General features: G+C 70.1%; 13 protein-coding genes. 8 read left to right on the top strand and 5 right to left on the bottom strand.

The features are described 5' to 3' along the window. The first annotated feature begins 127 nt into the window (after positions 1-127). Together QFZ52_RS11910 and QFZ52_RS11905 are read left to right on the top strand one after the other, a co-directional pair. Positions 128-700 (top strand): PadR family transcriptional regulator, encoded by a 573-nt coding sequence (locus QFZ52_RS11910; RefSeq protein ID WP_307497797.1) that lies wholly within the window; start codon positions 128-130, stop codon positions 698-700. A 70-nt stretch (positions 701-770) separates the two neighbouring features. After that, on the top strand, positions 771-2,273 hold the full coding sequence (locus QFZ52_RS11905) for a DHA2 family efflux MFS transporter permease subunit (RefSeq protein WP_307497795.1): 1,503 nt from the start codon (positions 771-773) through the stop codon (positions 2,271-2,273). A 139-nt stretch (positions 2,274-2,412) separates the two neighbouring features. On the opposite strand, the gene QFZ52_RS11900 is transcribed toward QFZ52_RS11905, so the two are convergent. The 4 genes from QFZ52_RS11900 to QFZ52_RS11885 all read right to left on the bottom strand — a co-directional run bounded on the left by QFZ52_RS11900 (position 2,413) and on the right by QFZ52_RS11885 (position 5,864). Further along, positions 2,413-3,438: a 6-phosphofructokinase gene (locus tag QFZ52_RS11900; protein WP_307497794.1), complete on the bottom strand. Its 1,026-nt coding sequence runs from the start codon at positions 3,436-3,438 to the stop codon at positions 2,413-2,415. A 179-nt stretch (positions 3,439-3,617) separates the two neighbouring features. Further along, complete coding sequence (locus tag QFZ52_RS11895) at positions 3,618-3,872, bottom strand: PspC domain-containing protein (protein WP_278267095.1); 255 nt, start codon at positions 3,870-3,872, stop codon at positions 3,618-3,620. A gap of 31 nt (positions 3,873-3,903) precedes the next feature. Beyond that, positions 3,904-4,464, bottom strand: a complete 561-nt coding sequence (locus QFZ52_RS11890; protein ID WP_307497793.1) for a hypothetical protein — start codon at positions 4,462-4,464, stop codon at positions 3,904-3,906. Continuing rightward, positions 4,464-5,864, bottom strand: coding sequence for a PspC domain-containing protein (locus QFZ52_RS11885; protein ID WP_307497792.1), 1,401 nt, complete (start codon positions 5,862-5,864; stop codon positions 4,464-4,466). The genes QFZ52_RS11890 and QFZ52_RS11885 overlap by 1 nt, the downstream gene beginning before the upstream one ends. A gap of 126 nt (positions 5,865-5,990) precedes the next feature. Between QFZ52_RS11885 and QFZ52_RS11880 the strand changes: the two genes are divergently transcribed. The 6 genes from QFZ52_RS11880 to QFZ52_RS11855 all read left to right on the top strand — a co-directional run bounded on the left by QFZ52_RS11880 (position 5,991) and on the right by QFZ52_RS11855 (position 11,886). Beyond that, on the top strand, positions 5,991-7,367 hold the full coding sequence (locus tag QFZ52_RS11880; RefSeq protein ID WP_307497791.1) for an ATP-binding protein: 1,377 nt from the start codon (positions 5,991-5,993) through the stop codon (positions 7,365-7,367). After that, positions 7,364-8,059 (top strand): LuxR C-terminal-related transcriptional regulator, encoded by a 696-nt coding sequence (locus QFZ52_RS11875; protein WP_307497790.1) that lies wholly within the window; start codon positions 7,364-7,366, stop codon positions 8,057-8,059. Before QFZ52_RS11880 ends, QFZ52_RS11875 begins: the two co-directional genes overlap by 4 nt. A gap of 155 nt (positions 8,060-8,214) precedes the next feature. Further along, the gene (locus tag QFZ52_RS11870) at positions 8,215-9,624 is read left to right on the top strand and encodes an ABC transporter permease (RefSeq protein ID WP_307497789.1); all 1,410 of its coding nucleotides are present in this window, start codon (positions 8,215-8,217) and stop codon (positions 9,622-9,624) included. Positions 9,625-9,626: 2 nt separating this feature from the next. Beyond that, positions 9,627-10,313: an ABC transporter ATP-binding protein gene (locus tag QFZ52_RS11865; protein WP_307497788.1), complete on the top strand. Its 687-nt coding sequence runs from the start codon at positions 9,627-9,629 to the stop codon at positions 10,311-10,313. Positions 10,314-10,501: 188 nt separating this feature from the next. Next, the gene (locus QFZ52_RS11860; protein ID WP_307497787.1) at positions 10,502-11,023 is read left to right on the top strand and encodes a M23 family metallopeptidase; all 522 of its coding nucleotides are present in this window, start codon (positions 10,502-10,504) and stop codon (positions 11,021-11,023) included. 104 nt (positions 11,024-11,127) lie between these two features. Then, positions 11,128-11,886, top strand: coding sequence for a helix-turn-helix domain-containing protein (locus QFZ52_RS11855; RefSeq protein WP_307497786.1), 759 nt, complete (start codon positions 11,128-11,130; stop codon positions 11,884-11,886). Here the strand turns inward: QFZ52_RS11855 and QFZ52_RS11850 are convergent. After that, positions 11,802-13,016, bottom strand: a complete 1,215-nt coding sequence (locus QFZ52_RS11850; protein WP_307497785.1) for an MFS transporter — start codon at positions 13,014-13,016, stop codon at positions 11,802-11,804. The two genes, QFZ52_RS11855 and QFZ52_RS11850, sit on opposite strands and share 85 nt — an antisense overlap. Positions 13,017-13,062: the final 46 nt, after the last annotated feature.

Genomic DNA, 13,062 nt, shown 5'->3' with positions numbered 1-13,062 from the left:
CGCGTCAGACTATTCCACGTGGAATAATCGGTGTGGAATGATGGTTGCTGGCATCGACCAGCCCCGTGCCACCTCGGGGCGTTCCGGTCCGCCCGCCGCGCCACCATCCCGGAAGGAACCGCACTCCATGACCTCTCCTTCCCTCACCCCGCTCAGCCTCGCGGCGCTGGGGCTGCTCCGTGAGAAGCCCATGCACGCGTACGAGATGTACCAGACGCTGATGTTCCGCGGCGAGGACCGGACCGTGAAGGTCCGGCCCGGCACGCTCTACCACGCCGTCTCCCGGCTGGAGGAGCAGGGGTTCGTGGAGGAGGACGGGGTGGAGCGCGACGGCAAGCGGCCCGAGCGCACCGTCTACCGCAGCACCCCGGCGGGGGAGGACGCCCTGGCAGCGAACCTCATCGTGCTGCTGGGGGATGCCTCGAACGCCTATCCGCCCTTTCCTCTGGCTCTGGCCGAGTGCCACAACCTGCCGAGCGAGGTGGTGGTGGACCGGCTGGAGGCCCGGATCGCCGGACTGTCCGAGCGCCTCGCGGAGTACCGCTCCGCCGAGGCCCGCGCCGTGGAGCGCCAGGTCCCGCGCCAGTTCTGGCTCGATGTGAAGTACCAGCACCATCTGCTCGCAGCGGAGATCGACTGGCTCACCGGCCTGGTCGCGGAGATCCGCAGCGGGGACCTGGACATCAGCGTCCCCTCCTGACCCTGACGGCGGGGAGCAGGCTTCCCGTCCTTTTCCGACCGACTCGACAACAACACCGAAAGGTTCCGACGTGGAACAGATCGCCCGACCGTGGCCCGCTCTCTGGTCCCTCGTGGTCGGCTTCTTCATGATCCTGGTGGACAGCACCATCGTGAACGTGGCCAATCCGAAGATCATGGAAGGCCTGAACACCGACATCAACGCCGTCATCTGGGTGACGAGCGCCTATCTTCTCGCGTACGCCGTGCCGCTGCTGATCACCGGCCGCCTCGGTGACCGCTTCGGTCCGCGCAACCTCTACCTGACCGGCCTGGCCGTCTTCACGCTCGCCAGCCTTTGGTGTGGCCTGGCCGGCGACGTCGGAATGCTGATCGCGGCCCGCGCCGTCCAGGGCCTCGGCGCCGCCCTCATGACCCCGCAGACCATGGCCGTCATCACCCGCATCTTCAAGCCGGAGGAGCGCGGCTCCGCCATGGCCCTCTGGGGCGCCACCGCAGGTGTGGCCACCCTCGTGGGCCCGCTCCTGGGCGGCCTGCTGGTGGACAGTCTCGGCTGGGAGTGGATCTTCTTCGTGAACGTGCCCGTGGGCATCGTCGGTTTCATCGCCGCCGCCCGCTTCGTCCCCAAGCTCGAACGGCATCAGCACCGCTTCGACTGGCTCGGGGTGCTGCTCAGCGCCGTCGGCATGTTCCTGCTGGTCTTCGGCCTGCAGGAGGGCCAGAGCTACAAGTGGGGCACCGTCACCGCGGGCATCACCGTCTGGGGTCTGATCACCGCGGGCATCGTGGTGCTGGTGGTCTTCGTCATCTGGCAGTCCGTGTACCGGCGCCGCTACAACGGTGAGCCCCTCATGCCCCTGGACCTGTTCAAGGACCGCAACTTCAGTCTGGCGAACCTCGGCATCAGCCTCATGGGCTTCACCATCAGCTCGATGATGCTGCCGATCATCTTCTACATCCAGATGGTCCGTGGCCTGACCCCCACCCAGTCGGCGCTGCTCATGGCCCCGACGGCCGTGGTCTCGGGTGTCCTGGCGCCGTTCGTCGGCAAGTGGATCCCGCGGATGAATCCCAAGGTCATCATCCCCGTGGCCTTCGGCCTGATGTCGCTCTCCCTGTTCATCTACTCGTTCCTCACCACGCCGGACACCCCGGTGCTGATGTACCTGATCCCAGCCGCCATCATGGGTGTGGCGAGCTCCGGCATCTGGGCGCCGATGAGCGCCACGGCGCTGCGGAACCTCCCGCCGCGTAAGGCGGGCGCCGGTTCGGGCATCTACAACTCCACCCGCCAGGTGGGCGCGGTGCTCGGTTCGGCGGCGATTGCGGCCCTCATCCAGGCACGCCTGGCCGCGGAACTCCCGCAGGCCCCGGCCGGCAAGGGAGCCCCGAGCGGCGAGATGGCCACGGGTGTCCTGCCCGAGTTCCTGCACGCCGGGTTCTCCTCGGCCATGGCGCAGTCGATCGTGCTGCCGGCCTGCGCGATCCTCGTGGCCGCGGTGGCCTCGCTCTTCTTCATCCGGCCCGCCGCGACCGCGCCGGCCCCGGAGCAGGAGAAGGTCTCCGCCGACTGACGCGGCACCCGGTGGGCCACGGGGCGGTGCCTCACCGGGCGGAGTCGGGACACGGAAATAGGACGACGACGGCGGGTGCTCACCCGCCGTCGTCGTCCTTTTTCCGTGTCTGCAGTCCGGCCGTCCGCCGGAGCGGCGATCAGCCGAAGAGGACCGCGGCCTCCTCGTAGCGGTGCAGCGGCACGGTCTTGAGGCGGCCCAGGGCGTTCTCGAAGGTGACGTGCTCGATCTCCGTGCCCTTGAGCGCGACCATGGTGCCCCAGCGGCCTTCGACCACCGAGTCGATGGCGGCCATGCCCAGACGGGTGGCGAGCACGCGGTCGAAGGCGCTCGGCACGCCGCCGCGCTGGATGTGGCCCAGGATGGTGGCACGCGTCTCGATGCCGGTGCGGGCCTCGATCTCGGTGGCGAGCTGATCGGCGATGCCGCCGAGGCGCGGACGGCCGAAGGTGTCCAGGCCGCGCTCGGAATGGGGCGCCTCGAGATGCTCCGGGACGAAGCCCTCGGCCACGACCACGAGGGGTGCGCGACCACGGTCGTGGGCCTCGGTGACCCACTCGGAGATCTGCTCGATGCTGACCTGCTGCTCCGGGATGAGGATGGCGTGGGCGCCGGAGGCCATGCCGGCGTGCAGTGCGATCCAGCCGACGTGGCGGCCCATGACCTCGGCGATCATGCAGCGGTGGTGGGACTCGCCCGTGGTGCGGAGGCGGTCGATGGCCTCGGTCGCGATCTGCACGGCGGTGTCGAAACCGAAGGTGTAATCGGTGGCATCGAGGTCGTTGTCGACGGTCTTCGGGACGCCCACGATCTTCAGGCCGGCGTCCGTGAGACGGCGGGCCGCGGCGAGGGTTCCTTCGCCGCCGATCGCGATGATGGCGTCGATGCCGAGGCGCTCCATGTGACGCATGATGGTCTCCGGGCCGCCGCCGTTCTCGAACGGGTTGGTGCGGGAGGTGCCGAGGATGGTGCCGCCCTGTTTGGCGATGCCACGGACCATGGTGCGGGGGATGTCGATGACATCACCTTCGACCACACCTCGCCAGCCGTCACGGAAGCCCACGAATTCGTGGCCGTGGATGGCGATCCCCTTGAGGACGGCGCCGCGGATGACGGCGTTGAGTCCGGGGCAGTCGCCGCCGCTGGTCAGGATGCCGATTTTCATAGCTCAGAGGCCCTTCGTCGATGAAGCAGTGTTGAAGAGCGCCCCGTTGAGCCCACGGCAATTCTACGGTTTTCTGTGACCCAGATGACAAATGGCCCCCCGTTCATGAACGGGGGGCCATGCTCGTCACGGGTCGCGCCGCGGCTGTGCCGCGGACCAGCTTCCTGCTGACGTGATGGTTACTTGACGCCGCGGTTCTGCAGGAAGCCCTGCAGGATGATGCGGCCGTCCTTGGTGTCCGGCAGGAGGAGCCACGCCGCCAGGTAGACCACGAAGGCCGGTCCCGGCAGGAGGCAGAAGAGGAGGTAGCCGATGCGGATCCAGGCCACGTCCACCTTGAACTTGGCGGAGAGTCCGCCGCAGACGCCGCCCAGCCAGCGTTCTGGTCCACGCTTCAGGCCGAGGCCCCTGATGATGCTGAAGAACTTGTCCATGTCTCTAGCCTTCCGTGTCAGGCGTGCTTTGTCACGCGATGCCGGAGCCGTTGCCCGGCGTCCGGCGGTGGTCGGTGCCCCGCCCGGCGGGGTTCTTCCGTGCTGCGGCGGCCACGAGTCCGCCGAGGACGAGGGCTGCGCCCGTCCCGATCATGAGGCCGATCAGGACGTAGGTCCCGTCCAGCGCCACGATTCCCAGCCGGGAGACGATGAGGAGCCCGGCGAGCGCCATGATCAGCAGCCCCCAGACGATGGTGCTGACGCGGGGTCCGCCGCGGCGCTCCTCGGGAGCGACGGCGGCAGGGGCAGCGGGAGCGGTGAGCGGTGCGGCTGCTGGTGCGACGTAGGGTGCGGCGTCGGGCGCAGGGGCCGTGGCCGCCGCGAAGGGGGCGCTGTGAGGAGGCTCGCCGGCGTCGTCCACCGAGGGGGCTTTGCCCGCTCCGGGAGCCCCGAGCGCCTCATCCGCGAAGGACGGGGCGGCGTCGAAGCGATGCGTCGCGGGAAGCGCCGTGCTGAAGGTCTCCGTGCGGGGGACTGCGGTGTCATCGGTGTTCTCCTGGTCCGCGTCCCGGGGGGATTCGTAGGTGTTCATCAGAGGCTTCCTTCCTGGACGGAGATGTTGCTGAAGGTTCCATCGAGTTCGATGACCAGGGGCTGGCCCGGCTTGCCATCGTTGTAGCTGCGGGTGCCCTTGTCGGCCACATGGCCTGTGTCCGAGCCGTCCTGTTCGAGCGAGGCGAAGGTGAGGTCGGTGCGGATCTGCACGGGGATGTTCTCCGGGATCACCAGGGTCAGACTGCCGGCGGTGACGTCCAGCGGGACCACGACGCGGCTGCTCAGGGGCGCCCCGCCGCCCAGGCCGCTCAGATCGACGGTGCCCTTGCCGCCCGTGAGGTCGAAGCCCTGGCGGGCCTGTTCGACGCCGGCCGGGGTCCAGTCGCGGTTCTGGAAGTGCAGTCCTTCGGCCCGCGGCGCGATCGTGAAGAACGCTCCGATGACCAGCCCGACCACGGCCAGGAATCCGAGGAAACCGGAGGTCCGCCCGCGGATCCCGGCGATCAGGACACCGAGGCCGAGCACGGCCGCGCCACTGGCCAGGACCACCGCGGTGGAGGCCGTGCCGAGGTCGATGACCCGGGCCGCGTCCAGAGCCTTGAGCGCGCCGCCCACCAGGAGGGCCAGACCCACGAACACCGCGACGAGCGCGCTGCCGGGACCCTGCCGGTGCCGCGGGATCTTCGGAGGTCGGGGCTGGGCGGGAGGCGTCGCGCGGTGCGGTGCCGTGGCTGAGGGGGCCGCGAGCGACGGCGACGGCAGCGGCGGCGCCGGGAGGTCCGTCGTCGTGGCCTGGAACGCCGGGGCGGGTGCCGCTGTGCCGGCGGCAGCGGCCGTGAACGGCTGCGGAACGCCGGTGGTGTCCCAGTCCGTGTGCCGGAAACCCTCCGCCGGGTGGCGCTGGGCGTCCTTGGCACGCTTGTGCTGAATCAGGTAGTAGATGCCGAAGGCCGCGGCGCCCACCCAGACGAGCGTCCAGAACAGGGCGTTCAATCCGTTCCAGCCCCAGTCCCAGAAGCCGCGTCCGAGACTCGGGAAACCGATGATGGTGGTGATGAGCGCGCCGGTCATGCCGCCGCTCCACCGCCCCGCTCCCGCCTCCTGGACGTGGATCCGGCCGTCCGGTTCGGGCAGCAGGGCCCAGGCGACGCCGTAGGCGAGGACGCCGATGCCGGCGAAGACCGCCAGGACGATGAAGATGCCGCGGACGATCAGCGGGTCGATCCCGAAACGGTCGGCCAGTCCACTGCAGACACCGCCGAGCCAGCGGTCGCTGCCGCGCCGGATGCCGAGGCTGCGGATCCAGGAGAAGAAGTCCTGGGACGTGTGTGCCGTTCCGGGCGCCTCCTGCGAGGTGCCCGCCCCCTGCCGACCGGCCCCGGCCGTGGCCCCGGCCGGCTGCCGGGGTTCCTCTGGTGTGGTGCTGTGCGTGTTCATGGTTCGATCCTCTCGTCCCGGAGCCCCGCCCCTCTACTGGGGGATACCCTGAAGCGTCCCTGAGACTGCCCTGAGATCCCAGTCCGCCCGGCCGGGGAGACCCTGTTCCGTGGTTGGATGGACGACATGACGACAGCCGCCCAGCGCCCGCCCCTGGTCCGCAGTGGCGATCGGATGATCGCCGGTGTGTGCAGCGGGCTGGCCGCGCATCTGGGGTGGCCCGTGAAGTTCGTGCGGCTCGGGATGATCATCGCGGCGTTCGCGGGCGGCGCGGGTCTGGTCTTCTACGGCTGGCTCTGGACCATGGTCCCGACGGCGGACGAGGACGCCCAGCGGAAGGCTGCCCGCCCGGCGTCGCCGATCGCCCCCGCCGTGAGCGGCGCGGAACCGGGTCCCGCGGAGGACGCCGGTGCGCAGACCGCAGGGCGGCCCGCGGGTCCGCCGTGGCTGCGCACGCGCGACGGGAAGGGCCGGTCCATCCCGTACGGCAAGGAGGTGCTGCTGGGAGCGGGCTTGCTCCTGCTCGCCGCGATCCTCGTCGCACGGCAGCTGGGGGTCGACGTCCCTCTCGGCACCCTCATCCCCGTGGCGGCGATCCTGGGTGGCGCGGCCATCGCCTGGATGCAGCTCGATGAGACCCGCCGGGCTCATCTCGTGGACCGGACCCGGGCGAATCAGGCCGGGGGCTGGGTACGGCTCCTGGCCGGACTGGCCCTCGTGATGGCCGGGGTGCTGGTCATGGTGTCCGGTGCGGGTTCGTGGGAACAGACCTGGCTGGCGCTTCTGGCCTCGGTCACGGTGCTGGGCGGGGTGGGGCTCGTGCTGCTGCCGTGGGGGCTGAAGTTCTGGAAGGACTTCGAAGCCGAACGCGCCGGGCGCATCCGCGAGACCGAACGCGCCGAGATCGCGGCCCATCTGCACGACTCGGTCCTCCAGACGCTCGCGCTCATCCAGCGCCGCGCCGGGTCCGAGCAGGACGTCGTGCGCCTCGCCCGTGCCCAGGAGCGCGAACTGCGCACCTGGCTCTTCGGGGACACCAACCGCGACGCCGGCCTGCTCGCCGAGCGGATCAAGGCGGCCGCCGCGGAGGTGGAGGACACGCACGGCCACGCCGTCGACGTCGTCAGCGTGGGCGACGCGGACATGAGCGAACGCCACGAAGCCCTCGTCCAGGCGGCGCGCGAAGCGATGCTGAACGCCGTCCGGCACGGCGGCGGAGCGGTGTCCGTCTACCTCGAATGCTCGGAGCGCGGGGCGGACGTCTTCATCAAGGACCGCGGCCCGGGCTTCGACGTGGACGCCGTGCCCGAGGACCGCATGGGCGTGCGGGAGTCGATCATCGGCCGCATGCAGCGCCACGGCGGCACCGCCGTGATCCTCAGCGACGAGGACGGCACGGAGGTCCGCCTCAGCCTTCCGGCGGCGGCGCACGACCACGACGACACGGACTCCCGGAAACCGGACGCACGGAAACCACAGCCACGGAATGGAGACGACGCATGACCGACCAGAGCCCCGCCGCGGATGCCCGCACGACCGCGGATACCCGCGCCACCACCCGCGTGGTGATCGTGGATGACCACGCCATCTTCCGGTCGGGCCTGCGGGCGGATCTCGGGGACACGATCGAGGTGGTGGGCCAGGCCGGCTCCGTGGATCAGGCCGTCGAGGTGATCACCCACGAGGTTCCCGACGTCGTGCTCCTGGACGTCCACCTGCCCGGAGGTCTGGGCGGGGGCGGCCGTGAGGTGATCAACCGCTGCGCCGCCCTCCTGGGCCAGGTCCGTTTCCTCGCCCTGAGCGTCTCCGACGCCGCGTCCGACGTCGTGTCCGTCATCCGGGCGGGCGCTCGCGGGTACGTGACCAAAACGATCTCCGGGGAGGAGATCACGGCGGCCGTGCACCGGGTCGCCGGCGGCGATGCGGTCTTCTCCCCGCGGCTGGCGGGCTTCGTGCTGGACGCCTTCGGGACCGCGGTGGAGGACATCGCGGACGACGAGCTGGATCGCCTCTCGGCGCGTGAACTCGAAGTCATGCGTCTGATCGCACGCGGCTACAGCTACAAGGAGGTGGCGAAGGAGCTCTTCATCTCCATCAAGACCGTGGAGACCCACGTCTCCGCCGTGCTCCGCAAACTGCAGCTCTCCAACCGCTATGAGCTGAGCCGCTGGGCGGCCGAGCGGCGCCTTCTCTGAGCTTCTTCAGACCTGCCTGGTCCAGACCTGGCCGCTCCCGGCCAGCACGATCGTTCTCACAGCCCGCGCATAGCCTGGGCCGTCTCCTCACACAGCGGGACTGCGCACTCTGAGGGGAGCAGTCCGCGACCGGCGGACTTTTCCCGAGGAGAACCGTGAACGTCCTTGCCCGGAGCGTAGGCAATGCCTTCCGCAACACCATCAGAACGACGGCGGTGGTGGCCGTCCTGGCGGTCGCCATCGGCCTGGCGCTGGCCATGCTCGTGGCCAACCAGGCGGTCGGGGCCAAAGTCCAGGAGCTGAATGCCTCCGTGGGGACCGTCCTGACGGTCAATCCCGCGGGCGGTCAGGGTTTCGACGGCGGCGGGGAACCGCTGACCGAGGCCGAGGCGAAGACGGCCGCCGCGGTGCCGCATGTGCAGTCGGTCGTGTCGACGAAGGCCCTGCGCCTGCGCACGGAGAGCTCGTCGTCGTCCGCCACGCAGGAGCCGGGCTTCGGCGGTCCCGGCGGGCAGAGCACCGCTGTGACCACGAGCCTGCAGCCCGCCATCGACGCCGGCACCCTGGGACGGCGCAACAACTCCGGCTCCACGGACGGCGCCGGCGGGGGAACCGGCGGCGCGCAGAACCGCACTTTCCAGCTCCCCATCACGGCCACCGGCACCGGCGCCGAAGTGGACAGCTCCGGCAAGGCCCTGAACATCACCGAGGGCAGCGGGCTCGGCGACTACACGAAGGCGAGCACCAAGGCCCTGGTCGGCACGACCCTCGCCACGAAGAACAGCCTGAAGCCGGGTTCGGTCTTCACCATCGACGGCAAGAACTACACGGTGGCGGGCCTCTTCGACGCAGGCACCGAGTTCGGGAACAACGCGGTCTATCTGGCCCTGCCGCAGGCGCAGGCTCTCGCGGGAACCATGGGCGAGGTGTCCAGCATGATCGTCACCGTGGACTCGATGGCGAACGTCGACTCGACCCGCACCGCCCTGCAGTCCGCGCTGGGCTCCGGCAAGGCCGACGTGACGCAGGGCCAGCGGAACCTGGCGAGTGCCGTGAGCTCGCTGGACAGCGTCAAGAACATCTCGATGGTGGCCTTCATCGCCTCGCTGGCGACGGCCGGGCTGGTGGTCCTCTTCATCATGGTGCTGCTCGTCCGGGAACGCCGCCGCGAGATCGGCGTCCTGAAGGCGATCGGCGCCCCGAACCGCACCATCGGTCTGCAGTTCGTGCTGGAGGCACTCGTCCTCGTGGCGCTCGGCAGCGTGGTGGGCGGTGTCATCGCCTCCTTCGCCAGCAGCGGGATCGCGTCCGCGCTCGTCAGCTCCAACACCGCGGGGGCGGCGTCCGGGCGCCGTGGTCAGGGCGGAGGGTTCGGTCCGGGCGGCGGGGGAGGCGGCTTCCTGGGAGGCGCTAATCAGCTCCTGACCTCCGTCAATGCGAGCGTCTCCCCGGGTGTCATCGCCCTGGGCATCGGAGCCGTGTTCGTCGTGGCCATCATCGGCGCCCTGGTTCCCGCGCTCCTGACTGCGCGCATCCGCCCCATCGAAGTCCTCCGAGGAGAGTAGTCATGATCGAAGTCAAGGATCTGGTCCGTCAGTTCAGCTCGGGGGACCGCACCATCAAGCCGGTCAACGGCGTCAGCTTCCAGCTGGAGCGCGGGGCGTTCGCGTCGATCGTCGGTAAGAGCGGCAGTGGCAAGAGCACGCTGCTGTCCCTGCTCGGCGCGCTGGACAAGCCCACCAGCGGCGATGTGGTGGTGGACGGGGTGAGCCTGGCCGGCCTGCCGGACGCGAAGCTCACCGCGTACCGCCGCAAGGACATCGGGTTCGTCTTCCAGCAGTTCAATCTGGTGCCGAACCTGACCGCGCTGGAGAACGTCATGCTGCCCATGGAGTTCGCGGGTCTCGGCCGGAGCGCCCGGAAAGCCCGCGCCCAGGCGCTGCTGGAGCGTGTTCAGCTGGACCCGGACAAACACGTCCGGAACGCCAATCGCCTCTCGGGTGGCGAACAGCAGAGGGTGGCGATCGCGCGGGCACTGAGCAACGAACCCAAGCTGATCCTGGCGGATGAGCCGACCGGCAACCTCGATGAGCAGACGGGGGAGCACATCGTCGAGCTGCTCAGTTCGCTGAGCCGTGAGAACCGGACCACGGTGCTGGTGGTCACGCATGACCGTGGACTCGCCCAGAAGACCCAGCGGCGTTTCCGCCTCCAGCAGGGCACGCTGCGCGAGGAGGAGACGTCGCGGGCCTGATGGCGTCCCATGACCGGGGGCGTCCTCCATTGGGGGAGGATGCCCCCGAGCGGCCGTACCGGTCCGGTGCAACTCTTGACAGCTTGGTCGATGTGTTGACAGGTTGTTCGTGGGCATCATGACGCCGTGTTAAACCACGGACGGCGCCCTTCCGCCTCGCCAGCCCATGAGCACTCAGGAGATCAGCCATGACCGATCGTCAGGAACCATCGATCCTGCCCAGCCGACGAAGCATTCTCGGAGGCGGCCTCGCCGTCGCCGGCCTCACCGTGGCGGGCATCGCCGGCGCGCCGGCCGCCCAGGCCGCGTCCTACGTGCGTCCCGTGCGGGACCCCGCCGCCCACCCGATCACGGCGCAGTGGCGTCAGCCCGGCTCCTGGGCCGCCGGCTATCACACGGGCGTGGACATCGGATGCCCCGTCGGCACCCCGGTGTACGCGACCATCGGCGGCGATGTGCGCACCGGCCGGGCCAATTGGGGTTCCGCCTACGGCACCATGATCCTCATCAATGACAATGTGGACGGTTCTGACTGGGGCTATTGCCATCTCTCCCGCTCGGTGGTGAGCGAGGGCCAGCGGGTCGCCACCAACCAGCTCATCGGGTACTCGGGCAACACCGGCAACACCACCGGCCCGCACCTGCACCTGGAGCGCCGTCCGCGCTACGGCGGGTACGGCTCGGACAAGAACCCCAACCTCTGGCCGTGAGCTGAACCCGGGCCCGGCCGGAGCACTCTCAGCTGAATGACTCTCGGCCGGCCTTCCGGCGGGATCCCAGGAATGACCGGGTCCCTGGACGCGTTCCGGTGAAGGTGACGGACTTTCAAGCACAGTGGGAAGCCAGCGCCTCCACCGTGGTCGACCTCGCCGAGGGTGAAGCCCTTCCGTGGACTTCACCCTCGGTCTGGTTTCTGGTGCTCTCCGGGACCGTGGTGCTCCGCTGGAACACCGAGGAGCGCGCGCTCCCGGTTTCTGCGGCCGCGTTCCTCCGGCAGGCGGCACGCTTCCAGGCGCGGGCGAAGGAACCGAGCCGGGTGCTCCACGTCGATCTGGCGGAACTGACGGGCGCCGCCCTGCCGGAGCCCGCGATCGTGCCCGACTTCAATGCCCGGCACCACGGTGTCACTGATTTCATCGCCGCGTGCCCCTTGAGCGGGAAGCCGACGGTCCGCGACTTCAACCGCGGGTACGGGCACTTGATCGGCGGCGCGATGCTCGTCTCCCTGGACACGGCGGAATCCGTGGGCGAATGGGACCCCGGCGTGTGCCGGGCCGCCTCCGCCATCCGCCAGGATCCGGGGCACCCTTGGACCCTCCTGCAACTGTCCAGGCTGGCGCTCCTGAGCCGTTCGGCCCTGGCGGAGCGCTTCCGCGCCCAGACCGGCGTGACGCCCATGCAGTACGTGCGCCAGGAACGGCTCGCCCGCGCCGCCCACCTGCTGCGGCACGGCGACCAGCAGATCAGTCAGATCGCCGCGAGCGTCGGCTACGCGTCCGACGCCGCCTTCGTCCGGGCGTTCTCCGCGGAACGCGGGACCACTCCCGGCCGCTGGCGGGCTTCAGCGGGCTGAGCGGGCAGCATCGCGAAGCCGGCGCCGGCCAGCACGGCCGCCGTCGCCGCGGTAAGGAAGACCGCGGCCAGCCCCGAGTGATCCAGCAGCAGTCCGCCCACGACGGCGCCCAGCGTGATCGCCGCCTGGAACGCGGTGACCTGGAGGCTGACCGCGGCCTCGGCGTCGTCCGGCTCGACCGTGGTGACCCACAGCTGAGTGGTGACGGGCACCAGATTGAATCCAAGTCCCCAGGCGAGGCTCGCCACGGTCAGGGAGGCCGTGGTGCCACTCTGAGAGGCCAGCAGGAGCGACGCGGCCAGGACGAAGGGTCCGAGCGACACGGCGAGCCGCAGCCGGCGGGAGATGGCGCCCGCCAGGACATTCCCCACGAGGCCGCCGACGCCCCAGAGCAGCAGGAGCCAGCCCATGGCCCCCGGATCCACGGAGTCGATCGCGAGCCTGATATACGGGTACGCGGTGAAGTTCGCGAAGGCGGCCAGTCCCACGCAGAGGATCCCGAGCATGAGACGGCGATGCCCAAGAGCCCGGCGCATCATCGCGGACCCGGCCGAGGGATGCGCCGGCACGGACGGCAGCGTGAGCGCGAGCGTGAGGGTGGCGAGGACGCCCACCGCGGCGGCCGCCCAGAAGACCTGCCGCCAGCCGAGCGCGGTCCCGACGACGGCGGCGAGCGGCATCGCGGCGATGGTCGCCACGCTGGTGCCGGTCGCCAGGGCCGTGGAGACCAGGGCGGCACGCGAGGGCAGGACGTGGACACCGGCCCCGAACGCCAGGGACCAGTAGCCCGCGATCGCGACGCCCAGGATCAGCCGTCCGAGCAGCAGGACGGGGAAGGACGGGGCGAGGGCCACCAGCACATCGGCCAGCGTTCCGATCCCGAGCAGGACGATCAGGAGGTGCCGTCGGTCGGCCCGGGGCACCAGACTGGCGAGGCTGGGAGCGGTCAGCGCGCCGGCCAGGGCCGTGGCCGCCACGGCCAGTCCGGCGGTGCCGTCGCTGACCCCCACGTCGGCGGCGATGAGGGGCAGGACGCTCGCCGGGAGGAATTCGCTGGCCACCAGCAGGGTGATGCCGAGGGCCAGGGCGGGGATCGCGAAGGGTGCGCGTCGAAGGGTGGTGGGTTTCATGAACTCCACTGTGCCGGGCTGAGGGCGTTCGTCTTTGACCCGGAGT

Origin of the sequence: Arthrobacter woluwensis (assembly GCF_030816155.1) — a bacterium.
Taxonomy (GTDB): Bacteria; Actinomycetota; Actinomycetes; order Actinomycetales; family Micrococcaceae; genus Arthrobacter_E; species Arthrobacter_E woluwensis_A.
This window is presented reverse-complemented; position numbering and strand designations above follow the sequence as displayed.

Bases quoted from the DNA above. Each gene is read 5' to 3' on its own strand.
- QFZ52_RS11895 (WP_278267095.1), bottom strand. From the start codon at position 3,872: ATGGACAAGTTCTTCAGCATCATCAGGGGCCTCGGCCTGAAGCGTGGA.
- QFZ52_RS11850 (WP_307497785.1), bottom strand. From the start codon at position 13,016: ATGAAACCCACCACCCTTCGACGCGCACCCTTCGCGATCCCCGCCCTG.
- QFZ52_RS11860 (WP_307497787.1), top strand. From the start codon at position 10,502: ATGACCGATCGTCAGGAACCATCGATCCTGCCCAGCCGACGAAGCATT.
- QFZ52_RS11910 (WP_307497797.1), top strand. From the start codon at position 128: ATGACCTCTCCTTCCCTCACCCCGCTCAGCCTCGCGGCGCTGGGGCTG.
- QFZ52_RS11880 (WP_307497791.1), top strand. From the start codon at position 5,991: ATGACGACAGCCGCCCAGCGCCCGCCCCTGGTCCGCAGTGGCGATCGG.
- QFZ52_RS11865 (WP_307497788.1), top strand. From the start codon at position 9,627: ATGATCGAAGTCAAGGATCTGGTCCGTCAGTTCAGCTCGGGGGACCGC.
- QFZ52_RS11885 (WP_307497792.1), bottom strand. From the start codon at position 5,864: ATGAACACGCACAGCACCACACCAGAGGAACCCCGGCAGCCGGCCGGG.
- QFZ52_RS11900 (WP_307497794.1), bottom strand. From the start codon at position 3,438: ATGAAAATCGGCATCCTGACCAGCGGCGGCGACTGCCCCGGACTCAAC.
- QFZ52_RS11890 (WP_307497793.1), bottom strand. From the start codon at position 4,464: ATGAACACCTACGAATCCCCCCGGGACGCGGACCAGGAGAACACCGAT.
- QFZ52_RS11875 (WP_307497790.1), top strand. From the start codon at position 7,364: ATGACCGACCAGAGCCCCGCCGCGGATGCCCGCACGACCGCGGATACC.